Origin of the sequence: Streptomyces sp. A0642, from assembly GCF_004795105.1 — a bacterium.
Lineage (GTDB): Bacteria > Actinomycetota > Actinomycetes > Streptomycetales > Streptomycetaceae > Streptomyces.
Window position 1 is genome coordinate 142,707 of the sequence record NZ_SSBL01000006.1, and the last position, 22,658, is coordinate 165,364.

16 protein-coding genes and 1 pseudogene are annotated in these 22,658 nt (G+C 70.9%); 7 read left to right on the forward strand and 10 right to left on the reverse strand.

Features of this window, described 5'->3' with window-relative positions; genetic code table 11:
* Window positions 1–349: 349 nt before the first annotated feature.
* Window positions 350–2,140 carry a cellulase family glycosylhydrolase gene (locus E6R60_RS14285; protein WP_136326922.1) on the reverse strand — a complete coding sequence of 597 codons (1,791 nt, stop codon included), beginning with the start codon at window positions 2,138–2,140 and terminating at the stop codon, window positions 350–352.
* 580 nt (window positions 2,141–2,720) lie between these two features.
* Between E6R60_RS14285 and E6R60_RS14290 the strand changes: the two genes are divergently transcribed.
* Entirely contained in the window at window positions 2,721–4,547 is a 1,827-nt protein-coding gene (locus E6R60_RS14290) for an NAD-binding lipoprotein (RefSeq protein WP_240802548.1), read from the forward strand.
* Between the two features lie 93 nt (window positions 4,548–4,640).
* Here E6R60_RS14290 and E6R60_RS14295 read toward each other — a convergent pair whose 3' ends face one another.
* The 3 genes from E6R60_RS14295 to E6R60_RS14305 all read right to left on the reverse strand — a co-directional run bounded on the left by E6R60_RS14295 (window position 4,641) and on the right by E6R60_RS14305 (window position 9,965).
* Entirely contained in the window at window positions 4,641–8,552 is a 3,912-nt protein-coding gene (locus E6R60_RS14295) for a glycoside hydrolase family 2 TIM barrel-domain containing protein (protein WP_136326923.1), read from the reverse strand.
* A 286-nt stretch (window positions 8,553–8,838) separates the two neighbouring features.
* On the reverse strand, window positions 8,839–9,576 hold the full coding sequence (locus tag E6R60_RS14300; RefSeq protein WP_136326924.1) for a dienelactone hydrolase family protein: 738 nt from the start codon (window positions 9,574–9,576) through the stop codon (window positions 8,839–8,841).
* A 176-nt stretch (window positions 9,577–9,752) separates the two neighbouring features.
* Window positions 9,753–9,965 (reverse strand): hypothetical protein, encoded by a 213-nt coding sequence (locus E6R60_RS14305; RefSeq protein WP_136326925.1) that lies wholly within the window; start codon window positions 9,963–9,965, stop codon window positions 9,753–9,755.
* A gap of 282 nt (window positions 9,966–10,247) precedes the next feature.
* Between E6R60_RS14305 and E6R60_RS14310 the strand changes: the two genes are divergently transcribed.
* A complete protein-coding gene (locus E6R60_RS14310; protein ID WP_136326926.1) occupies window positions 10,248–10,874 on the forward strand; it encodes an alpha-ketoglutarate-dependent dioxygenase AlkB in 627 nt (208 codons plus the stop codon).
* A gap of 78 nt (window positions 10,875–10,952) precedes the next feature.
* Here the strand turns inward: E6R60_RS14310 and E6R60_RS14315 are convergent, their stop codons facing one another.
* Window positions 10,953–11,453: a metallophosphoesterase gene (locus E6R60_RS14315; protein ID WP_136327110.1), complete on the reverse strand. Its 501-nt coding sequence runs from the start codon at window positions 11,451–11,453 to the stop codon at window positions 10,953–10,955.
* Between the two features lie 234 nt (window positions 11,454–11,687).
* Here E6R60_RS14315 and E6R60_RS14320 point away from each other — a divergent pair, with 234 nt between their 5' ends.
* Complete coding sequence (locus tag E6R60_RS14320) at window positions 11,688–12,101, forward strand: SRPBCC family protein (RefSeq protein WP_136326927.1); 414 nt, start codon at window positions 11,688–11,690, stop codon at window positions 12,099–12,101.
* 243 nt (window positions 12,102–12,344) lie between these two features.
* On the opposite strand, the pseudogene E6R60_RS14325 reads toward E6R60_RS14320, so the two are convergent.
* The 3 genes and pseudogenes from E6R60_RS14325 to E6R60_RS14335 all read right to left on the reverse strand — a co-directional run bounded on the left by E6R60_RS14325 (window position 12,345) and on the right by E6R60_RS14335 (window position 15,346).
* A pseudogene (locus E6R60_RS14325) lies at window positions 12,345–12,904 on the reverse strand (GNAT family protein).
* Window positions 12,905–13,005: 101 nt separating this feature from the next.
* The gene (locus E6R60_RS14330) at window positions 13,006–14,631 is read right to left on the reverse strand and encodes an amidohydrolase (RefSeq protein ID WP_136326928.1); all 1,626 of its coding nucleotides are present in this window, start codon (window positions 14,629–14,631) and stop codon (window positions 13,006–13,008) included.
* Between the two features lie 22 nt (window positions 14,632–14,653).
* Window positions 14,654–15,346, reverse strand: coding sequence for a TetR family transcriptional regulator C-terminal domain-containing protein (locus E6R60_RS14335; protein WP_136326929.1), 693 nt, complete (start codon window positions 15,344–15,346; stop codon window positions 14,654–14,656).
* A 68-nt stretch (window positions 15,347–15,414) separates the two neighbouring features.
* Between E6R60_RS14335 and E6R60_RS14340 the strand changes: the two genes are divergently transcribed.
* The 3 genes from E6R60_RS14340 (at window position 15,415) to E6R60_RS14350 (ending at window position 18,104) form a co-directional block, all read left to right on the forward strand.
* Window positions 15,415–16,872, forward strand: a complete 1,458-nt coding sequence (locus E6R60_RS14340; RefSeq protein ID WP_136326930.1) for a cytosine permease — start codon at window positions 15,415–15,417, stop codon at window positions 16,870–16,872.
* 344 nt (window positions 16,873–17,216) lie between these two features.
* The gene (locus tag E6R60_RS14345) at window positions 17,217–17,642 is read left to right on the forward strand and encodes an Hsp20/alpha crystallin family protein (RefSeq protein WP_136326931.1); all 426 of its coding nucleotides are present in this window, start codon (window positions 17,217–17,219) and stop codon (window positions 17,640–17,642) included.
* Between the two features lie 66 nt (window positions 17,643–17,708).
* Window positions 17,709–18,104, forward strand: a complete 396-nt coding sequence (locus E6R60_RS14350; protein ID WP_136326932.1) for a DUF2267 domain-containing protein — start codon at window positions 17,709–17,711, stop codon at window positions 18,102–18,104.
* A 127-nt stretch (window positions 18,105–18,231) separates the two neighbouring features.
* Here the strand turns inward: E6R60_RS14350 and E6R60_RS14355 are convergent, their stop codons facing one another.
* Both E6R60_RS14355 and E6R60_RS14360 read right to left on the reverse strand, forming a co-directional pair.
* Window positions 18,232–18,435 (reverse strand): cold-shock protein, encoded by a 204-nt coding sequence (locus tag E6R60_RS14355; protein WP_136326933.1) that lies wholly within the window; start codon window positions 18,433–18,435, stop codon window positions 18,232–18,234.
* Window positions 18,436–19,081: 646 nt separating this feature from the next.
* On the reverse strand, window positions 19,082–20,638 hold the full coding sequence (locus tag E6R60_RS14360) for an alpha-L-arabinofuranosidase B (protein ID WP_136326934.1): 1,557 nt from the start codon (window positions 20,636–20,638) through the stop codon (window positions 19,082–19,084).
* A gap of 902 nt (window positions 20,639–21,540) precedes the next feature.
* Here E6R60_RS14360 and E6R60_RS14365 point away from each other — a divergent pair.
* Entirely contained in the window at window positions 21,541–22,548 is a 1,008-nt protein-coding gene (locus E6R60_RS14365; RefSeq protein ID WP_136326935.1) for an arabinan endo-1,5-alpha-L-arabinosidase, read from the forward strand.
* The last annotated feature ends 110 nt before the right edge of the window (window positions 22,549–22,658 follow it).

Here is a 22,658-nt window from a genome sequence, read left to right on the forward strand (position 1 = left end):
CGATGCATGCGGACCGGAAGAGCTCATCCGCCCGGGCGGTCCTCGTCGAAGCAGCGGGTTTCGATTTCGTCGGGACCAGGGACCACTCCCGTCCCCGGCCGGACTGGACGTGCAGGGCCGCTCCCCGTTCACCTGGACGGTGCAGGGCGCGATCGCCATCGGTCCGGTGACGGGCGTGACCTGCCCGACCATGCGTGGTGCCGCGTCCTGACCGCCAGGACCCGGACCGCCCCGTGCGCCGGCGGCCGGGACGAGCAGCCCTGAGCCTCCGCCCCCGTGCACCTCCGCCCCGGTACACCTCCGCCCCGGCCGATGTCGGGCGGCCGGGGCGGAGGGGTGCAGCGCCGTATCAGGAGAGGGTGCAGCTCACGGTCGGCACGCCGCCCGCACCCGGCGACCCCTGGAAGCCGAAACTCGTGTGCGCACCGGGCGCGAGGCTGCCGTTGTAGGGGGTGTTGGTGACACTGACCGCGGATCCGGTCTGGGTGTAGGCCGCGTTCCACATGTTGGTGACCTTCTGGCTTCCCGACCAGGTCCAGTTCACCTTCCAGCCGGAGGCGCTCCTGGTACCCGTGTTGGTCACGGTCACGTCCACGCCGAAGCCGTTCCCCCAGTCCCCGCTGACGGTGTACGTGGCTGTGCACCCGCCACCGCCGGAACCGCCGCCCGGGGTGGCCGTCACGGAGGCGGATGCCGCGGAGGTGTTGCCGGCGGCGTCGCGCGCCCGGACGGAGTACACGTACGACGTCCCGGCCGTCAGACCGGAGTCCGTGTAGGCGGTGCCGGTGGCCGTTGCGACCTTGGCGGCGCCGCGGTACACGTCGTACCCCGTGACCCCGGTGTCGTCGGACGCCGCCGACCAGGAGAGCGATACGGAACTGCTGGTGGTCCCGGTGACGGAGAGGCCGGCCGGCGCCGAGGGAGCCTGGGTGTCGCCGCCCTCACCGCCGCCCCCGCCGCCGAATCCCGGGGCCTTGATGGTGGCCAGGTAGCCGTCCTTCACCGTGTCGACGGTCGTCCAGTCGTCCTTGAGGATGCCGCCCGTGTCACCGGAGTTGGGGTTCCAGGACCAGAAGGTCCAGGAGAAGCTGTCGCCGCCGTACTGGCTGGTGGGCCGCAGGTAGTCGGCCAGCGCCTTCAGCCACTTCTGATCGGTCGCGGACTGGAGCGTGGTGCCGAACTCGCCCACCCACACCGGCGCGATGTTCTGCTTGAAGATGTAGCCCCAGTACTTGTCCCAGACGCCGGGCATGTTGCCGGGGAAGGCCGCGTCGCTGAACCAGGGCTGCTGGGCCACGCTGGTCGCGTAATCGTGCGCGGAGTAGACCACCCGGTGCGCCACGTTGAGCTCCACCGGATACTGCCCGACCCCCATGAGGTTCCCGCCCCACCAGCCGGACACCCCGTTGAAGGTCTGAACGCCCTCGACGAAGACGAGCAGGGAGGGGTTGACGGACAGGACGGCGTTTCCGCCGCGCTGTGCCGCCAGCCGCCAGTCCTTCGTGGTGTCGCCGCATCCCCAGCAGGCCGGGTCGTGCGGCTCGTTGTGCAGGTCGATGCCGATCACCGCGTCGTCGCCGGCGTAACGGCCGGCCAGCGCCTTGAGGTTGGCCAGCCAGGTCGCTTCCGGGACGGACGCGGTGTACCAGAGGGGCGACTGCCCGGCGGCGTCGGGCCGGTGCCGGTCGAGGATGACCTTCATGCCGATGCTGCCCGCGTGCTCCACGATGCGGTCCATCACCCCGAGCGAGTCGAGACCCTGCAGATCACTGTTCATGCCCGCGGAGTAGTTGATGCTCGTCGGCGCCGTGCCGGTGAAGATGTCGTCGCTGTAGGGCAGCCGGATGGTGTTGTAACCCAGGGCCTGCATCTGGTCGATCATGCTCTTGTAGTCGCGGGACCACAGGCCGTGCGGCACGTAGTTGGACGTCTCGAAGCCGAACCAGTTGATTCCGGCGACGCGGACCGGGTGGTTCGCGGCGTCCAGCAGCTGCCGGCCGCTGGTGTGCCAGTAGCCGGCGCCCGGCGCGGCGTCGGCGGCGTGGGCCACCTGAGAACCCGCGAGGGGAAGGAGCAGGGCGGCCGCGGTGATGGTGGCCGTTCGGACCGCTCGTCGGAGGAGGCGGAGAGGGTGAAGCACGGTGCTGGTTCCTCTCTCGGGAGCACGGTCCGGCGACATGATCATGGGAGCGCTCCCATTCTGTCGCGCACCGTACCCCTGATGGCATGGGGGATGGGGGTGGCGTGAGCGATCGCCGGTCCCGGTGTCGGGCCCAACTCCCTTGCTGCGGGGGGTGGGAGGCGAGGGCTTGCGGCCCGGCGCCATAAAAGCGATAGAGCAATGGGCATGTCAATGGGATGCGCAGTGTTCATCACTTGAAGGAGGGCTGCCCGGCCCGGACGCCGGCCCGCGCGTGCTCCGCCCCTCCCCGGCCGAAACGATCACGCGCGCGAGGTCGCCGCCCTCGTTCTGATCCCTATCGGATGAAACGTCGCCGGATACCCGCGTGGCGCAGGAGCCGAGTCCCCACGCTGCTGCTGTGTACAGGATGATCAAGGATCAGCGCCGGCGCCGGAGCGCGGGCGGCGCCCGCGTGGGGCGGCAGAGACAGCCTCGGAGCACACCGGCCCGAGTGCCGCGGCCGGCGCCGGGGCCACCGCCCCGCGCACCGTTGCGCGAGCGCGCCCGGTACTGGTTCGACAACACGCTGACGAGGGGCGTGACCGCTCTCATCGGATGGCTTGCGGTCGCCTGCCTGGCCGTTGTGGTGCCGGTGAGCGTCCTTCTGGTGTGGACGGACGACCGGGCCCCGGACACGGTCTCGGCCAAGACCGCGGAGGTCTGGCGGAGCGTCGGGCAGACCCTCAGGCTGGGAGGGGAAGTCGGCACACCGATGCGCGTCGTTCTGTCGGTCCTGCTGGCGCTGATGGCGCTCTTCTACGCGTCCACCATCGTGGGTCTCATCACCACGGCGATCACCGAAGAGCTCGTCGCCCTGAGGCGTGGCCACTCCACGGTGCTGGAGAGCGGTCACACCGTCGTGCTCGGCTGGTCGGAGCAGATCTTCACCGTGGTGGCCGAGCTCGTCGTCGCCGGCGCCAACCAGCGCCGGGGCGCCGTCGCGGTCCTGGCCGACCGCGACGTGACGGAGATGGAGGAGCGCCTGCGCAGCGAGGTGGGGGAGACCGGCCGGACGAGGATCGTCTGCCGCAACGGGCACCCCACCGACCCGGCCGCCCTCACGCGCGTCAGCCCGGCTACCGCGGACGTCGTCCTGGTCCTGCCCCGTGACCGGCCGGACGAGGACGCGGAGATCGTCAAGAACCTGCTGGCGCTGCGCACCGCGGTCGAGGCCGGCTGCCGCGTGCGGACCGTCGCGGTGGTGCGAGACGCCCGGTACCGGCTCGCCGCGGAACTCGCGGGCGGCCCCGACGCGGTCGTGCTCGAGATCGACGACATCACCGCCCGGCTCGTGGCCCAGTGCGCCAGACAACCCGGGCTGTCGCTCGTCTACCAGGAGTTGCTCGACTTCGCCGGCGACGAGTTCTACGTGGTCGACGCACCGGCCCGGACCGGCCGTCTCTTCGCCGAGGTGGCGAGGGCCTGCCCCGCCTCCAGCGTGGTCGGAGTCGTACGAGCGGACGGAACCCTTCACCTGAACCCGCCGGCCGCCTCGGTGCTTCGCCCGGGTGAGCGGCTTGTCGTGATCGCCCAGGACGACGACACCACGGTCCCCGACGAGGAACCCGCCGCATTCGACGAGTCGGTGATCGTGAGCCACGCGCCGGCGGGGGCGCTCCCCGAGCGGGTGCTCCTCCTGGGGTGGAACCGCCGCGCCCGGCACATCGTCGGGCACCTCTCCGGCCATGTCGCGGCCGGTTCCGTTCTCCACGTGGTGGCCCACGGCGGCGAGGGCCTGGCCGCGGAGGTAGGGGAGGCCGCCGCGCAAGCCGCTCCCACGCTGACCGTCACCTTCGGCTGGGGCGACCCCACCCTTCCGGGCACGGTGAACGACCTGGACCTCTCCGGCCACGACTGCGTCATCGTGCTCGGCCCGGACCACGGGCCCGGCTGCGACGCGCCGGACGACCGGACGCTGGTCACGCTGCTGCTCCTGCGTGACCGGGAACGCACGTCGGGGGTCCCGGTCCGGGTGGTCACCGAGATGACCGACGACCGCAACAGGGTCCTCGCCCCCGCCGGCGGCGGCGCCGACTTCATCGTGAGCGGGAAACTGGTCGGTCTTCTGATGGCGCAGATCTCCCAGAACTGGCATCTCGCCGGCCTGTTCGCGGAGCTGCTGGCCCCCCGGGGCAACGCGATCCACCTCAAGCCCGTCGGTGACTACGTCCGGACAGGACAGCGGGCATCCTTCGCCACGGTGGTCGAGGCCGCTTCGCGCCGAGGGGAGTGCGCCCTCGGATACCGCAGTCGCGGCCCTGAGCGGATGGGGGGCGGCCATGAGGTGCGCGTCAACCCCGCCAAGGCGGAGGTCCGGTACTGGCACGCGGATGACGAGGTGATCGTGCTGGCTGCCGGGCCATGACGCGACGCGGTGACACCCCGTCGGAAGCCGGCTCGCCCCCGCAGGGGCGTTGCCGCGAGCCGGTGCCCGCCCACGGGCACCGGCTCGCAGCGGTCAGCCGAGCGCCGTCGGCCGGCGGGACAGGCGGGGGGCGTCCCGCACGTCGGTGAGCGGCCGCAGCCGGTAGGTGTACGTGTAGTCCCGGTCGGCGAACAGCTTGTACGCGTCATGCGTCTGCGCGCCCCAGCTGTTGTCCCCTCCGACGCCCATCTGCCGGTGGTTGACCCGCAGGACCACCTCGTCACGGGGCGTGAGCTGGTAGTCGTGGCGAGCGCCCACGGACAGGTCCTCGGGTGTGAAGTGCGAGGCGTTGACCTCCAGCAGACCGTCGCCGCTGACGAGCAGGCCGCGACCGTGCCGGTCGGTGAGGGCCGCCCAGCGCACGTCGGTCTTGTTGCCGCTCTCCTGCGGACGCAGGTACGGGGTCCACTGCCCGGTCACGGTCCCGGACCACCGCCCCACGTCCGTACCGTCCTTGCGGTCCCAGTGATTCTCCTCGGGGCCGCGACCGTAGTAGTGGAGCTGCTCCAGGGCCGCGGGCAGGTGCAGGATCGTCCCGATCTCGGGGATGTACGGGAGACTCGGCGCGCCCGGAGCCAGGGTGTTGTCGACCTTGATCTCACCGTTGCCGAAGACGGTGAGGGTCGTCGTGTACGCCGATGCGGTGCTCGTCGGCAGGGTTCCCGTGACCGTGATCTCGACCGCGCGCCCGTCGAGCCCGCGCACCGTCACGCCGGTCACCTGACGCCGCGCGCCCGCGTCCCGCCAGGTCTGGTTGCGGGTGTGCTGGCCGCTGCCGTGGTCGTTGTCGGTCGGGGCGCGCCAGAAGTTCGGGACCGGGCCGGACACGAGGAGCTTCCTGCCGTCCGCTTCGTACGAGGTGATGAGCCCGGTCGTCCTGTCGACGACGACTTCGAAGCCGCGGCCGGTGACGGTGATGCCGCCGGCCCCGCTCCGGTACGCGAGCTCCGGCACTCCGGCGAGGGGGACGGGCTCGACGCCGGGGCTGTGCACGTCGTCCAGGGGCAGCTGCACCCGCGCCACCTCGAACCCGGCCTCGGCCCACGGGGTTCGTTCCTTCGTCGTGAAGGACAGCTGGAGGAAGTACTCGGTCCCGGGCGCGGGGGCGGCGGGCAGCTCCACGGGCAGCGTGATGGTTCTGGCGGTCATCGGCGGCACGTCGAGCTGTTCGCGGCCGATCCTGCCACGCCGTACCGTCTCGCCGTCCGCAGAGAGCTCCCAACTGCCGTTGTAGTCGCGCAGATTAGTGAAGAGGTTCTCGTTCGTGAGGGTGATCTCGCCGGGCGCCGCACCGTCCGCGCGGGTCGCCTGCACCGTCTGGTAGATGCGTTTGACCTCGGCCGCCTTGCCGGTGTGACGGCGGTCGGGCAGGACGATGCCGTCACCGGCGAACGCGCCGTCGTTGGGGTTGTCGCCCCAGTCGCCGCCGTAGGCGTGGAAGGTCTTGGCCCGGGCCTTCACCTGCTGGTAGCGGGCCGTCCGCGCGTCGAACCAGAAGCGCACGCCGTCGTCTCCGGGACCACGCCCGTCGTCGGCCAGCTCGGCGGGCGTCAGGGCACGTGCGTACACCCGGGCCCGGCGGATCGTGCCGCTGAACTCCCGCGTCGGGTTCTCGACCTCACCGGCGAGCGACAGCGGCGCCGTGGTGCTGCTGGGCCCGTTTGCGGTGCGCGTCGCGGCCTTGGCGGCGCCGTCCACGTACAGGGTCAGTGTGCCCGCGGCCGCGTCGTACACCCCCGCGACGTGATGCTCCTCGCCCGTCCAGCCGCTGTCCGGTGTCGTCCAGGAGGCCGCGACCCACTGCCCGTCGGCATAGATGTAGAACTCGACGCGCTTGTCGGTCTGCTTCAGCGCGTACTGGGTGTCGCCCTTCGCCAGGATCGGCTGGTGGAAGCCGCGGACGTGCGGCGTCAGCCAGGCCTCCAGAGTGAGTGAGCCGGTCAGATCGAGCCGGTCGTCACGGGCGAAGACGGTCGCGCCGCTCACTCCGTGCTCAGGGCTGAACGAGCCCGAGGGGTTGATGACCTCGCCCTTCAGCCCGGAAGGTCCGGTCTCGGTGAGCAGCTTGCGCGTGGGCACCGGCCAGCTGAGTGCCTGGTCGGCGAAGTCCCAGATCCAGCCCCCCTGGAGGACGTCGTGGCGGCGGACGACGTCCCAGTACTCCTTGAAGTTGCCGGTCGAGTTGCCCATCGAGTGGGCGTACTCGATCATCACGTACGGCCGGGTGTCGGAGGTGTCCTTGGCCCGCGCCTCCACCCGGCTCGGCGACTCGTACATCCTGGAACGGATGTCGCTGGTGGCGGGGCCGTCGTCGCCCTCGTACTGGATGACGCGGGTCGGATCGTAGGAGCGGATCCAGTCGTGCATGGCACGGAAGGCGGAACCCGAGCCGGCCTCGTTGCCCAGCGACCAGATGACGACGCACGCGTGGTTCTTGTCGCGGTGGACCATGTTCTGCGCACGGTCCACGCACGCCTTGGTCCAGTCGGCTCTGCCGGCCGGGTACTGGTCGCGGATGCCGTGCGTCTCCAGATTGGTCTCATCGACCACATAGAGACCGTACTCGTCGGCGAGTTCCAGCCAGAGCGGGTTGTTGGGGTAGTGCGAGGTGCGGACCGAGTTGATGTTCAGCCGCTTGATGAGCGTGATGTCGTCGACCATGTCGGCGCGGCTGAGAGCCGAACCGTGTGCGGGGTGCATCTCGTGACGGTTGGTGCCGCGGAAGGTCACCGGCTGCCCGTTGATGCGCATCAGCCCGTCCGTCAGCTCGAACGCCCGCAGACCGAGCCGGTGCGACAGCGTCTCCACGACCTTGCCCGACGGGTCGCGGAGCTGGAGGACGGCGGTGTAGAGGTACGGGTCCTCGGCGGACCAGAGACGGGGCGAGGGAATGGCCCTGACGCTCTTCACGGTCACCTCGCCGGCGGCCGGTGTCGCGCGCTCGGCCAGGGGTCGCGCCCACACCGCGTGCCCGTCGGCGTCGTACAGCTGCGTCTCGACCGTGTAGGCCGCTCCGGCGGCATCGCCCGCGTAGTCCCGTACGTGTGCGGTAACGGACAGTTCGGCCGTGGTGAACCCGTCCCCGAGAGGGGTCTCGAGCTTGAAGTCCCGCACGTGCACGCCGGGTGTGGAGTACAGGTACACCGACCGGAAGATGCCGCTCAGCCGGATCATGTCCTGGTCCTGGAGCCAGTCGCCGTCGGAGTAGCGGTAGACCTCGACGGCGATCTGGTTGGCGCCGTCCTTCAGGTACGGGGTGATGTCGTACTCGGCAGGCGTGTACGAGTCCTCGTGGTAGCCGGCCAGGTGGCCGTTGATCCAGACGTAGTGGGCGGCCTTGACTCCTTCGAAGTGCAGGAAGGTGCGCCGGTCCGCCCAGCCCTTCGGCACGGTGAAGGTGCGCCGGTACTGCCCGACGGGGTTGTACAGCGTCGGCGCGGCGGGCGGCTGGGCGTCCTCGCCGAGGCCGTTGGGCCCCCACCACGGGTAGGTGATGTTGACGTAGACCGGGTAGTCGTGGCCGTGCAGCTGCCAGGCCGAGGGGACCGGGGTGGTCTCCCACCCGGAGTCGTCGAGGTCGGTGCGGTAGAACTCCGCCATCTTGTCAGAGGGCCGGTCCACGTACGCGAACTTCCACGTGCCGTCGAGACTCTGACGCCACGGAGAGGCGGTGCGGTCGGCGGCGAGCGCCTGCCTGAGGCCGGCGTACGGCATGAGAGTGGTGTGCGGCGGCTCGGTGCCGAGCCGGAAGACGTCGATGTGCCCGTTCCACTCGCCGCCGCCGCCGCCGTCCGGGAGGGGGAGGCCGGCGGCGGCGAACGCGGGGGGCGCCGACGGCGCGCCGGACAGGGCGAGACCGCCGAGCACGGCGGCGCTCGCCTCGAGAAGGCGGCGGCGGCTCACATAACCGCGGTGGGGGTGGGGGGACGAGTTCGGGTGGGCCATGCTGGGGGCCTTCCTCGTGCGCCAAGATGTGCAACCGGTGTGACGGGTAACACCTGTTGAGACGCGCCCACCCTAGAAAGAGAACACAACCCGACACAATGATGGCGTCAGGTTCTGTTGTTTTCTGGCGGAGAAGTGCCCGTCGTGTCCCGCCCGCGTTCCCCTCCGGCCCCCACCCTCCCCCCGTCAAGCAGGCCCAGGGGTCATCCGGTGGTCACCGTCGGGGGTCGTGCGAGTGGGGGCCCGCCGCGGACCAGGCGCGACCGTGCCAGGGTGTCTGCTCGGGTCATGCCCCCGGGTTCTCCGGCACGGGCAGGCACTCGGCGAGCAGGGCGACCACATCGCGCCAGGCTCGCCGTGCGTGCTGTGGGTGGTAGCCGACGCCGGGGACGGTGGGGTGGTCCACCGGCGGGTGGTGGAAGGCGTGCAGGGCTCCGCCGTAGACCGTGAGGCGCCAGTCGACGCCCGCCGCCTGCATCTCGGCGGTGAACGCCTTGCGTTGTGCGGGCGCCATGATCGGGTCCTCCGACCCGACCCCCGCCCACACCGGACAGCGAATGCGCGCGGCCTCGCCCGGTCGGCCGGTGGTGGTTGCGTTGACTGTCCCGATCGCGCGCAGGTTCACGCCGCCGCGCCCGAGTTCCAGCGCGATGGCGCCGCCGGTGCCATAGCCGACGGCGGCGATCCGCTCGGGGTCGGTCCGCGGTTCGGTGTGCAGCACGTCGAGCGCCGCACGGCCGATGCCCCGCATACGGTCCGGATCGGCGAGCAGCGGGAGGCAACGGCCCAACATCTCCTCGGGGTCACCCAGATAGCGCCCGCCGTGAAGGTCGAAGGCCAGTGCCACATATCCCAGCTCGGCGAGAGCGTCGGCCCTGCCGCGCTCGACCTCGCTGAGCCCCATGCCCTCCGGGCCGAGCAGTACCGCGGGCCGGCGGTCGGCACCGGCCGGGAGCGCGAGGTGCCCGATCATCGTCAGACCGTCCGCCGGATACTCGACCGTACGCGTCGTCATCGTCGCCATGACTGGACTGTAGTGATCGTCGAGCCCCCTCCGGCCGCTGTTCCGCCGCCGGCGGAACGGAGAGCATGTCCCGGGAACGGGGAGCCAAGCGCTCAGGGCTTCACGATCATCTCGTCGGCCCTCTCGTGCGCACCCCGGTCAGTCCACCTGCGGCGGACCAGACCGGGGAGACACGCTCAGTCGGGAAGGGGTACGCGGATGACCGGGTCGAAGGGGCGCTTGTTGAAGCCGGTGCGCACATTGCGGCAGCTGGGCGCCTTGCACATCAGGAACTCGTCGACGTTCCTCCGGCCCGTGCGGTTCTTGAGCCACGCCTTCTCCTTCCCGGTGAGGGGGCGGTGCGGTTCGTCGGAGTCGCAGGTGTAGCAGAACTTGACGTCGGGTGGCACGACACCTCCAGGAGCAGGCGGACAAGCCGAGCCTGGATCATATGAGGGCGTATGGGGCCTCCGGCAGAGGCTGATCGGGGTGCTTCGGCCGAACGGCGGCGACCCGGGGCCGGCCGAGGTGTCTCTGCCGGGCGACCGTGCCCCGGGCCGCACAGTGCCCCTGTCCAACGGCGACGCCCCCGGAGCCGCACGGTGCCTCCGTCGAACCGCGACGCCCCCGGGGCCGAGCAGTCCCGCCCGCCGAGGGGAACGCATGTTCGATATGCGAGGTAGGCTTGTCCCATGTCCCTTTTTCTCCAGGGTTCGCTGTTCGACCAGGCCGACCGGCCTCAACTGGGCCGTCTCACCGGGCTGCGCAGAACAGTCCTCGGTGACGGGGCGTGGATCGACGTGCTGGCGGGCTGGCTGAGCGGCGCCGACGAGCTCTTCGCCGAACTCGCTGCGGAGGTGCCCTGGCGTGCGGAGCGCCGGCAGATGTACGACCGGACCGTCGACGTGCCGCGGTTGCTCGCCTTCTACCGGGCTGAGGACACGTTGCCGAGTCCCGTTCTGGACGAGGCCCGCGACGCGCTGTCCACCCACTACGGCGACGAACTGGGCGAGCCCTTCACGACGGCGGGCCTCTGCTACTACCGGGACGGGCGCGACAGCGTCGCCTGGCACGGGGACGTGAACGGCCGCAGTTCGTATCAGGACACGATGGTGGCCATCCTCTCCCTCGGCGCCCCGCGCGATCTGCTCCTGCGCCCGTGCCGCGGCGGCGAGACGGTGCGCCGGCCGCTGGGCCACGGCGACCTGATCGTCATGGGCGGCTCGTGCCAGCGCACCTGGCAGCACGCGATCCCCAAGACCGCCCACGCCCGAGGGCCCCGGATCAGCGTCCAGTTCCGCCCCCACGGTGTGCGCTGACCCCAGGTCGGCCGGGGAGGCCCCCGGCCGGGATCGGTCAGCGCCTCGGGAGACACTGCGGGCTCACGCGGGGAGCGGTCAGCGCCTCGGCAGACGGTGCAGGACGACCTCGCCGAGCACGCCCTCCGTCACCGTGCACGTCATGTAGGTGCAGTACGGCTGTCGTCGGCGGTCCGTCGGCGACCCCGGATTCAGCAGGCGCAGTCCGCCCGGTGCCTCGGTGTCCCACGGGATGTGGCTGTGGCCGAAGACCAGGACGTCGAGGTCCGGATAGAGCGCCGCACAGCGCTCCTCCCGCCCGCGGGCCTGCCCTGTCTCGTGGACGACGCCGAACCGCAGACCGCCCAGCCGCACGCGTGCCACCTCGGGCAGACGGGCCCGCAGTTCCGGACCGTCGTTGTTGCCGTACACGCCGACCAGGCGGCGCGCGCGTTTCTCCAGAACGTCAAGGGTGGCCACGTCGACCCAGTCCCCGGCATGGACGACGACGTCCGCCTTGTCCATCTCGGCCAGCAACGCGTCGGGGAGCCGCCTGGCACGCAGAGGCACATGGGTGTCGGAGACGAACAGCAGCCGCACGGGTAGTTCCGTCGCCGCCTGCGTCGTGTCGTCGTCCATCCGCCTGCCTTCTCCTCGGGTCCGCCCGGTCTACCGCGCGCGGGCGTCGTTCCGGGGGAGGGGGCCCGCCCGGCGTGGCGGCCGCCGCCGCTCCCCGCTCGCGCGAACGGGTGGATTTCCGAGGGTACGGCTTCGGATCCGGCGGGCCGGGCATGCGTTCGGTCGTATATCTCCGAGCCGAGAAACGGTGGCGCGATGACTGAATACGAACGTTCACGCACGATGCCCGCCCTGCCGGAGCACGTCTTCGACCAAGCCGCGGACGCCGACCGGTTGGACGCCTGGCTGCCGCAGGGCCTGCACGTGCACGCGGGGGATCCGCCCGCTGTCACCGTGCACGAGGACCGTACCGATGAAGACGTCTCCGCCCTGCTGCGAGCCCGGCCAGGCCAGATGCGGCTCGAATGGGGCACCCGCGACCAAGGGAGCTACACCGGTTGGCTCCAGGTCGCCGGCATCGGCAGCGGAGTGAGCGAGGTGACGGTGCACCTGTCGTTCTTCGACGAGAGCCACGACCCGGGCGAAGAGGCGGTCCGGGGCGCCCTCGACAGCAGCCTCCAGCGGTTGGAGGAACAGGTGCGGCTGCGCGTGGACAACGCGGGCGGGTGACCGTCAGCCCGTGCGGCCGGGCGACGAGCGTCGTGATCAGAGGGTGTGCGCGGCGCCCGCCTCTGCGCGAGCGCGGAACGCGGCGAGTTCGTGGCGGTTCTCGGTGGAGACGTCGATCGTGCGCACCAGGCCGTCCTCGGCGCGGTGGATCTCCACCGCTGCCGCCGAGACGTGACCGGCCCGTCCCGGCTGGGCCCGCGATCAACGAGGGGCCGATCCGCCGGCATGCGTAGTACGGGGGACTCACCCCGCCGCGAGGAGGTCGTGGCGAGCCTCCTGGCGGGAGATCCGGTAGAGCACACAAGCACGAAGCGGTCCCTCGGGCACGCTCGGATCCTCGAAGTCGTCGGCCGGGTCCCGGGTCATGCCGATCCAGCGCGTCACCGCCCGCGAACGCAGGTTCCTGAGGGTCGTCGAGGCGACCACCTCCGGCAGCCCGAGGACCTCGAAGCCGCACGAGAGGCAGGCCAGGGCGGCCTCGGTGGCGTCACCGTGACCCCACGCCGAACGCGTCAGCCGCCAGCGGACATCCACGCCGGCGAACGCCATGCCCCGGCCCACCTCGTCCGGGCCGGCGAGGCCCGGGGAACGCACCGGTCCGGCGTGCTTCGACCGCCCACCACCCGAACCTGCGCTCGTCGAACGCGGTCCGCCCCCGCTACCACGGCATCACTCTGCTCGCGCGTCAGCAACGGCCCCGGAGGTGCGCGGACTTCGGGGTCGGCGTTCATGGCCGCCCACGGTGCGAGGTCGGGCTCCCGCCACCGGCGGAGCGGAAGACGACCGGTGCGCAGCTCTCGCATGCCACCCATCCAACCCGCACAGGATCAGGGCGGCGATCAGTTGTACCGGTGCCCGCGAAGTGACGGCTCCGCGCCGGGGAAGTGACGCGGAGCCGCCACCCTCACACGTTCGCCGCCCGGTGGGTGGGCTGCCCGTCGAGGACCGTGAGGAGCACGGGCAGGTCCGCCAGTGCGGTGGCGGCGGTGGTGAGGGGGTTGCCGGCGAAGGCCGTCAGGTCCGCGCGGCAGCCGACGGCGATCCGGCCCGCCTCGCGCTCCTCACCCGCCGCCCATGCGGCGTTGACGGTCATGCCCTGGAGGGCTTCCAGCGCGGTGAGCGCCTGGTCGGGGCCGTGCGGAGGCAGCGTGACATCGCGGGTCGGGCGCCGGTGGCGGGCTCCGGCCATGACACCGAGCGGAGGGTAGGGCGCGATGGGCCAGTCGGAGCCGAGGACGACGGTGGCGCCGGAATTCCACAGGTCGCGGCAGCGCCAGGCGCGCGCAGCGCGTTCCTGGCCCAGGCGGCGGGACCAGTTGTCGGTGTGGTCGGCCCGGGTGAAGTCGCAGCAGTGGGTGGGCTGCATGGAGGCGGCGACGCCCAGTTCCGCGAAGCGGCGGAGGGTGTCGTCGGGGACGGTCTCGATGTGCTCGACGCGGTGCCGCACCCCGCGTCCGCCCTCGGCCTGAGCCTTCTCGACCGCGTCGAGGACGTGCCGGACGGCGGCGTCGCCGATCGCGTGGGTCGCGGTGGGCACCCCGGCCCGGTGGAGCTCCCCGATGATCCGCGTATATACGGACGGGTCGGGCCAGAAGGCGTGTGTGGACTCGCCGTGGCGGTCGGGGTGCTCCAGCCAGGCGGTGCCGTTGTCGATCGTGCCGTCCATGAAGATCTTGATGCCGTCGGTCCGCCACAACTGCCCACCGGTGCCCTGCTGCTCGATGAGGGCCCGCAGTTCGTCGGCGTCGGTGCCGGGCTGGCACCAGGGGGCGACACGGAGCCGGAGCGGGAGGTCGCCGACGGCATCCAGCTCGGAGTAGAAGGCGAGGCTGTCACCGCCCGCGTCCATGACGTGGCCGCCGGTGAGTCCGGAGGCGGCCATGGCACGCAGGGCGGCGGCCAGTCGGTCGCGGCGTTCCGTACGGGTGGGCTGAGGAGCGACGCGTTCCACGACCTCGCAGGCGGCATCCTCCAGGAGGAGGCCGGTCGGCCTTCCCCGGTCGTCGCACACGACCTGGGCGGAGGCCTGCTCGAAGGTGCGCGGCCCGTCGACCCCGGCCAGTTGCAGGGCGCGGCGGCTGGCCAGCATGGAGTGGGCGTCGAAGAGCAGCAGGAGGGCCGGGACGCCGTCGAGGACGGCGTCGAAGGGGGCGACCTCGACAGGCAGGTCGCCGAACACGTTCGGGTCCAGGCCCCAGCCGTGCAGCCATGCCCCCGGCGCGAGCGACCGCACCTCCCGGGCCAGCGCCTCGCGCACGCCCTCGACATCGGTGCAGTGCGACAGATCGAGCCCGTGGGTGAGTTCGGCGCCCGTCACCGGGTGGATGTGCCCGTCGACCAGCCCCGGGGTCACGACGGCTCCCTTGAGGTCGATGACCGTGGTCGAGGCGTCCGCGAGCGCGCGGATCTCCTGATCGTCGCCGAGGGCGGTGATCCGCCCCCCGGCCGCGGCGAGGGCGGTCTGCGGGAGGAGGTCTCCGGAGACGGGGTCGAGCAGACCGGCCGAGAGCAGGACGAGAGAGGTACGCACAGGGAACTCCTTGGAGGGGCGGTCAGTTCGAGGTGGCGTCGGTGGCGTCGGTGGCGTCGGTGGCGTCCGTGGTGGTTTCGGCCGGGGCGTCGATGCTCAGGGCCCCCGGTGCCAGGCCGAGTTCGCGTTCGGCCGTGAGGACGGCCATCCGCGCGATCTCGGGGGGCCGGTCCGAGGGGGCGGCGTTGGCGTGGGCGCCCAGACCGTCGATGACGACAAGGATCTGCATGGCCGCCACCTCGGTGTCACGGCCGCGGAATTCGCCCTGGGCCACGCCCTCGCGGATGAGCGATTCGAGCCGGCCGCGCCAGGCGCTCTCCTGCGCGGCGACGCGGTCACGCAGGAGGGGCCGGTATCGACTCAGGTGCCGGGCGTTGAGCCAGAGCCGGCTGATGTCGTCGTACGCCGCCCCCGTCGCCCGGGAGAAGAACCGGGCCAGGTGCTGGGTCGGGGTGGCGCCTGCGCGGTCGGCCGGAAGGAGGCTGTCCAGCTCGCCGCCGGCCGCGTCACCGTACGCCTCCGCGACGAGGTCCTCGACGGCGGGGAAGTAGTGGCTGATCAGCCCCGGCCGCACGCCCAGTTCCTCGGCGATCCGCCGGAGCGTGATGCACTCCAGCCCTTCCCGTAGAGCGACCATCGAGGCCTCAGCAACGATTTCCGCACGTCTTGCGGCGGGACTTCTACGGATTCGCTTGTGCGAGACGCTTGACGGCATGGAATCGATGCTATTGAGTTTGCGACCAATAAACAACCAGGTGGGTACGCAGCCTCCGGAGGAGCTCGATGGCAGCCACGATTCCCGACCCGCAACCAGGCCCGTACGCTGCGGACGAGGCGGTACCGGCCCGCTCCGACCGGGCGGGCCGCACCGAGGTACACGGCATCGACCACATCGCCGACGAGGAGCGCCACGGCCGCCCGCGGCAACTGTTCTCCATCTGGGCGGCCGCGAACGTCAACTACCTCAGCCTCGTCACCGGCGGCGCCCTGGTCCTCATGGGGCTGAGCCTCCGGCAGGCCCTCGCGGTCATCGTGGTGGGCAATCTCTTCTGGCTGCTCACCGGGCTCCTCGCGGTCTCCGGCCCGGCCGCGGGCGCCCCGAGCGAGGTGATCACCCGTGCGATGTACGGAGTCCTCGGGAACCGGGTGAACAACGCGATCGTCGGCTGGCTGATCTCCGTCTGCTATTTCGCCCTCAACCTGGCCGCCGCCGCGTCCGTCGCCTTCTCCCTGGTGGAGAAGGCGGGCATCACCGCCACCACCGGCGTACAGATCGCCGTCGTCGTGGTCATCGCCGCCTTCACCCTGGCCATCGGCGTCTACGGCCACGGCCTGATCACCAGGCTGTACCTGCCGATCACCCTCGTCCTGACGGCGGTCTTCGCCGTGGCCGCCGTCCCGGTGCTCGGGCACACCGACTTCGGCTACACCCCGGACGCGCCGCTGAGCGGCGTCGGCCTCTGGTCGGTCCTCGTCGCCGGTGTGGCCCTCATCGGCTCCGGACCGCTGTCCTACACCACGAGCGCCGACTTCTCGCGCTACCTGCCCGGCACCACATCCGCGAAGTCCGTTCTCGGCTGGACAGCCCTGGGCGGTTTCGTGCCGAGCGTCATCGTCTGCTCCCTCGGAGCCTGCGCCGCGACCGCGGTCGACATGAGCGACCCCCAGACCGGTCTCGCGACGATCCTGCCGGCCTGGTTCTTCCCGTTCTTCCTGCTGGCCCTGGTCCTCGGCACGATCGCCATCAACGCACTGACCTCCTACAGCGCCGGACTCGCCCTGCAGGCCGTCGGCATACGCATCCGCCGCACCCGCAGCGTGCTCGTCGACGGTATCGCCGCGGTCTCCCTCACCCTCTACGGGCTGCTCATATCCAACTTCCTCGACACCGTGGGCAACGTCCTCCAGCTCACCGTCGTTCTCCTCGGCCCCTCCATGGCCGTCTACGCCACGGACATCCTGCTGCGCCGCAACCGCTACGACGGCCCCGCGCTCATGGACGAGACACCGGCCGGCTCCTTCTGGTACACCGCCGGGGTCAACCCCGCCGGGGCCCTCGCCCTGGCGGCCGGCGTCACGGCGGCCGCCCTGTGCGTGAACACCGTCTACACGGGCCCGGCCGCCCAGGCCCTCGGCGGCGTGGACCTGGCGCTGCCCGCCGGCATCGTCGTCGCCTCGGTGGCGTACGCCGTCCTCGTGCGCGCCTTCGGCACTCTTCCCGCCGGACACAGCCGGCCCTGAACGCGGCCGGGGCACGCCCGTCGGCCCGGGTCGCGGCCGCCGGCCGCTCTCCCGGAGAGGGGGAACCAGGCGGTAGCGGTAAGCCTGGTTCTCCCTGGCGGTCCGGCACGCGTAAGCGGCCGGGCCGCCCGCAGGCCCGGGCCCCGTCTTCGCCCCCACGTGGATCATGCCCGCGCCGGACGGTCAGGGCATCGGGGGAAACGCCCGCCGAGACGGCTGAGGGCCCCCTCTGACCAGCGCCGATCGGCAAGGTTGAGTCTGTCTTGTCAGCTTTTCTCCGCCGAGGTATACCAGTGGTGTCCTCATGTGCATCCCCGCCATCGTTCGGGAAGGGAGTCACAGAGATGCTCATGCGCACGGACCCGTTCCGGGAACTCGACCGCCTCACCCAGCAGGTCCTCGGCACCGCCGCGCGACCTGCGGCCATGCCCATGGATGCCTTCCGTGACGGCGACTCGTTCACGGTCGAGCTGGACCTGCCCGGCGTGGAACCGGAATCCATCGACCTCGACGTCGAGCGGAACGTGCTGACGGTCAGGGCCGAACGGCATCCGTCCGCCGGCCAGGACGCGGACGTTCTGATCGCGGAACGGCCGACCGGAGTCTTCAGCCGCCAGCTCTTCCTGGGTGAGACGCTGGACACCGACCGCATAGACGCGGCCTACGAGGCGGGCGTGCTCCGACTGCGGATCCCGGTCGCCGAACAGCCGAAGCCCCGAAAGATCGCCATCGGCGGCGACTCCTCCGCGAAGCAGATCAGCGGCAGTTGACCCGGCTCGCAGGCCGGTACGGGGGCCGTGACCGCGCTCGCGGCCCCCTGGACCCCAGGAGGAAGCATGCCGATGCGATGGGACGCATTTCTGGCGGCGGTGCAGGACCGCGGGGCTTACGCCTCGCCCCATGAGGCCGAGCGGGCGGGACGCGTGGTGCTGGCCCTGCTGGGCGCCCACCTGGTGGGCGACGCCCGGGCAGAGCTCGCCGCGAGGCTGCCCGAAACGTTTTCGCTCGTGCTGCTCAATCCGCTCCAAGCACACGAGCCGCTCCCGCCCGAGCGGTTCATCCGGGCTACCGCGGCGTGGATCGAGGGGGCCACGGAGCAGACCGCGACGTGGGATGTCAGCGCGGTGCTCAGCGTGGTGGCGGACTGCGCGGGGGAGGACCTGATGAAGCAGATCCTGCTCCAGCTCCCGCCCGGCTACGACGTGCTCTTCGGACACCCGCAGCACACCTGACCCAGGACGACCGCCGGGAGTTCGGGGCAGTCGTCGTGGGCTCCGTGCCGGCGCAAGGAGCCCGCCCGGCGAACGGCCGGGCGGGCTCGGTTCCGGCGAACGCTCGGGGCGGGCTGTGTGACAGGGGTCAGGCGGGAGTGATGTTCTCCGCCTGGGGACCCTTGGGGCCCTGGGTGACGTCGAAGTTCACCTTCTGGCCTTCCTGGAGCTCACGGAAGCCCTGGGCGGCGATGTTGGAGTAGTGGGCGAAGACGTCGGGTCCGCCGCCGTCCTGCTCGATGAAGCCGAAGCCCTTTTCCGCGTTGAACCACTTGACGGTTCCGCTGGCCATGTCTGTCCTCCAAGGGGACTCGAAACCGGCCCCGCACCGTGCGGGACCGGAGGTGATCGTCCTGGCCCCTGCAAGCCTCTGAACAGCGCGGCCGCCCATGAACGCCTGCTCATGGGCGACGGGTACTGCGGAACCATGACAACTGGGCCCGACGCTAACCGGACTCTCCCCGTCACCATGAGAAGGCACAGGTGGGAGCAGGGACGAATCCTCCGTTCGGCGGCGTAGCCCGGTCGTCCGGGTTCGCCCTGGAGGTGTCCGGACCAGCGCGCGGGGTTGAGTCACAGGTGCCTCAAGGCCCCGTTACTGCCGGGCCGGCTCCTGCACGCCGTGCAACAACGACACCCCGCGGGGACGGCGGGCAAAGACGGCGTTCCTCAGCGGACCCGGAGCCGCCGGTGGGCCGGACGGGACGCGGGCGGGCACGCCCGCGCCCCCCTCGCTCATGCCGGTCTCGTTCCGCGGACCGAACAGAGCGGAGGGCACTACGGCCGCCGCCCCAGGGGCCGCGGCGTTCTCCCCCGAGGGCGGTGCGTGAACGTTCGTATTCGGTCATCGCGCCACCGTTTCTCCGCTCGGAGCGGCGGCCCGCTTCCCGCTGGTCGTCGGGAACCGGGCCGCCCGGTGAGGTCGGTGACGCGCCGGGTTACGGCGTCCAGGGCTGGTTCACGGCCCAGCTCACGTCGTTCGCCCAGGAGTTGGCGTTGTCGAAGGGGTTGGTTCCGCCGTTGCTCGCGATGTAGACGGTGTTGTTGTAGTGGCGGAGGAAGCGGTCGGGGTAGTTGTACGAGGCGAACGAGGTGCCCTGTCCGTTCTTGCCGGCTTGCGGGCAGAAGGTGGCGTCGGCGCGGAAGACGGCGCTGCCGTCCATGGGCTGGCGGTGGAGCTGGTACGCGGAGTGCCGGAGGAAGTCACCGGGGAAGTTGCGGGACTCGAACGACACACAGGAGGCGTTGGCCAGGCCGCGTCGCACGATCCACGAGGCATCGTTCTTGTCCAGTGCGGGACTGCCGGAGCCGATGACGGAGGTGACGGCGTCGTCGAGCTGGTGGCGGAGGTAGCGATCGGTGTAGCCGGGAGTGGTGGCCCGCAGGGAGATGGTGGAGCCGGCGGTCAGGCTGCCGGACGCGACGGGGCTGGGCGCGCCGTAGCCGACGGCCGTGATGCCGGCCTGTACGGCGTTGTCGGCGGCGTCGCTGGGCAGACCGGCGGTCATGACTCCCTCGAAGAAGCTGCCGATGGAGCCGTTGCTGTTGTCGCCGCCGGTCCCGAGGACGATGCCGCCTTCCTGATGCATCGGGGAGTAGCCGCTCCGGGTGGGTTCCGGTCCCGCGTAACGGGTGGTCAGGCCACCGCTCTGGGCGTTTCCGTCTTTGAGCGCGAAGTAGTTCTGCCCGTTGTTCTTCAGCAGGGCGGTCACGAACGGGTTGCCGTTGCCGGTGTTGGCGGAGTTCTTGCTGTAGCCGGCGTCGGACTGGAAGAGGCCGTTCTCCAGGTCCGCCTGCACCCACGGGCCCGAGCCGCTGCACGGCGAGAACCAGCACTCCGTGCCGAAGTTGATCGCGTCCATATGGCCGTTGCCGGTGTCGTAGTTGGTGACCTCGGTGTTGCCGTAGTCGAAGCAGCAGCGGTTGTTCACATGGGTGCCGGACGTGACCATGTACATGCCCTCGGGCTGGCCGTTGGTGGCGACGCCGGACGTGGTGTTGTCCCGGTATCCCATCTGTCCCGAGAAGGACAGCCCGTACACCTGGTGGCCGCCCGCCGTCACCGGCAACGCGTCCGCGGGGACACCGGCATCCTGGCCCCCCGCGCCTCCCGGGCCCTCGATGGTCAGATCGTTGTGCCGCGGCGACTGGTCGAAGATCACGGTGACGATGCACGTCGTGCCGGCGCAGAAGCTGTCCTGGGCGGCGGCGTTCGCGTAACCCCCGGCCGTCAGCAGCCCGATGTTCGCCGTACGCCGGTCAGAGGCACGCTGCACCTCGTACAGAGGCCCGCCGTACGAGGAGTACAGCGCTCGCGTACTGCTGTGGGCGGCGACGCACGGGGTGCCGGCCGCCGCGTAGATATCGCACGGCAGCGAACTGGCCGCCTGCGACGAGGCCGCGGTGCCGACCAGTACGCCGGTCACCAGCAGGAGGACGGAGCCCACCGCGAGCAGGGCTCTTCGCAGCGGCCGTATCAGTGAGCGAGCCTTCATGGGACCTCTTCCGTTGTGGGGGCGTCGCGTTCCTTTGGGGTGCCGATCGCGCCGGACAGATGGCGGACGGGCACGATGGCCGGCGAAGCCCGGCCGTGCGGGACCACCACGGAACGCGGGGGAGTCGGCGGTCTGTCCGCACCCGGGTTGTTAGCGCTAACAACCCGTCGCGTCGTGGAGCCTCTGTTTCCACCTGCACTCCGCAGGTACCGGAGGCTGAACGGCTTTGACTATGAGGCGACTTGAGGGAGGCGTCAAGGCATCGCGCAGAGTCCGTCGTAAGTGCCGCCCGTGCAATGTGAGCGTGCGCTCAAACGGCTCCGATCGAGCGATATCCGGACTCGCTCGGAGGGCCCGGTGCTTGTCATGTCTTCGCCCTTCAGGCCGGCACGCCGCCCCGCACAGTGGCAGCGATCCGCGTGGCATCGTCCATCCGCACGGGACGGGCGCGGGCTGCTCCACGGGTCACCGAGATGCTTTCAGATGATGCAATGCCGGTCTGACCAGGCAAAACATTCCACACGGCGGCTTCGAAGCATCGTGGCGTGCTGTGACACCCACCGCGGCGCAGGTCTGGTTCCAGCCCTGCGAATGCCCGGCGCCTTGGCTGAGCGGGCGATGTTGTCCTTCCTCTTGACATGAGTCGGTGTGCCTCGCCACGCTCGGGAGCGCTAACAATTCCCGCCGCTTCGCCCGTGAGTCGCGTCCCCCCACCTACGCCGCGCCGACCTGGGAGTGCGAGTCCCCTTGCGCCTCGACCCGTCGTCACCACCTGGACCACCGGATCCGCCTGTCCCGCGCCGCGGCCAGTCGGGGCCGACGCGTCCGGCCTCCTCGGCCGGGGCGTGCCGAAAGCTGCGCGGTCGTATCCGTTCCACTTCATCCGACGAAGGAGACCTCGCATGTCGAGACGCTTACGAAGGAGCCCGGCCACCCCGACCCGCCGACCGGTGAACACGCTGCTGGTCGCAGCCCTGGTAACCGTCCTGCTCGGCGCACTCGCGCAGTTCCCGGCAGCCGCCGCGGCCACGTACGTCGGCCCCGGGGCCGTCACCGGTGACACCGGTGTGCACGATCCGTCCATGACCAAGCGGCCCAACGGCGGCTACCTGGTGGCCTACACCGGCGACAACATCGGCCTGAAGACGTCCCCGGACCGCACGGCCTTCCGCAACACCGGCTCCGCGTTCCCCGGCGGTGCGCCCTGGACGTACGCCTACACCAACAACGGGCACAGCCTGTGGGCCCCGGACCTCTCGTACCACAACGGCCAGTACTACATGTACTACGCGGCCTCGACCTTCGGCTCCAACCACTCAGCGATCTTCCTGGCGACCAGCCCCAGCGGTGACCCCGGCACCTGGACCAACCGCGGCCTGGTCATCTCCTCGCAGAGCACGGACAACTTCAACGCCATCGACCCCAACCTCGTCGTGGACGCCCAGGGCCGCTGGTGGCTGGACTTCGGATCCTTCTGGTCCGGCATCAAGATGATCGCCCTCAACCCCTCCTCGGGCCTGCGCGCCGACACGGCCATCCGTTCCCTCGCCGGCCGCAACGGCGGTCCCATAGAGGCGCCGTACATCTTCCACCATGGCACCTACTACTACCAGTACGTGTCGTTCGACTACTGCTGTCAGGGCGCGTCCAGCACCTACCGCATCATGGTCGGCCGGTCCACGTCCGTCACCGGCCCCTACACCGACCGCAACGGAGTCGCGCTGACGGCGGGCGGCGGAACCGAGATCCTGGCCGGCCACGGCAGTGTCCACGGGCCCGGCGGCCAGAGTGTCTTCGCCGACACCGACCACGACATCCTCAACTACCACTACTACGCCGACAACGGCACCCCGCTCCTGGGCATCAACTGGATCGGTTACGACTCCGCCGGCTGGCCCTACGTCTACTGACCTACGTCTGCTGACCACCCGAAGGCGGCCCCTGCCGCCCCCTGGGCGGCGCGGGCCGCCTCACGCGGGCCCCTCCCTGACGACCTGCCGGCGCGCCCACGTTCTCGTGG

Bases quoted from the DNA above. Each gene is read 5' to 3' on its own strand.
- E6R60_RS14360 (WP_136326934.1), bottom strand. From the start codon at position 20,638: ATGAAGGCTCGCTCACTGATACGGCCGCTGCGAAGAGCCCTGCTCGCG.
- E6R60_RS14345 (WP_136326931.1), top strand. From the start codon at position 17,217: ATGCTCATGCGCACGGACCCGTTCCGGGAACTCGACCGCCTCACCCAG.
- E6R60_RS14335 (WP_136326929.1), bottom strand. From the start codon at position 15,346: ATGCCGTCAAGCGTCTCGCACAAGCGAATCCGTAGAAGTCCCGCCGCA.
- E6R60_RS14350 (WP_136326932.1), top strand. From the start codon at position 17,709: ATGCCGATGCGATGGGACGCATTTCTGGCGGCGGTGCAGGACCGCGGG.
- E6R60_RS14365 (WP_136326935.1), top strand. From the start codon at position 21,541: ATGTCGAGACGCTTACGAAGGAGCCCGGCCACCCCGACCCGCCGACCG.
- E6R60_RS14310 (WP_136326926.1), top strand. From the start codon at position 10,248: ATGTCCCTTTTTCTCCAGGGTTCGCTGTTCGACCAGGCCGACCGGCCT.
- E6R60_RS14320 (WP_136326927.1), top strand. From the start codon at position 11,688: ATGACTGAATACGAACGTTCACGCACGATGCCCGCCCTGCCGGAGCAC.
- E6R60_RS14355 (WP_136326933.1), bottom strand. From the start codon at position 18,435: ATGGCCAGCGGAACCGTCAAGTGGTTCAACGCGGAAAAGGGCTTCGGC.
- E6R60_RS14340 (WP_136326930.1), top strand. From the start codon at position 15,415: ATGGCAGCCACGATTCCCGACCCGCAACCAGGCCCGTACGCTGCGGAC.
- E6R60_RS14300 (WP_136326924.1), bottom strand. From the start codon at position 9,576: ATGGCGACGATGACGACGCGTACGGTCGAGTATCCGGCGGACGGTCTG.
- E6R60_RS14295 (WP_136326923.1), bottom strand. From the start codon at position 8,552: ATGGCCCACCCGAACTCGTCCCCCCACCCCCACCGCGGTTATGTGAGC.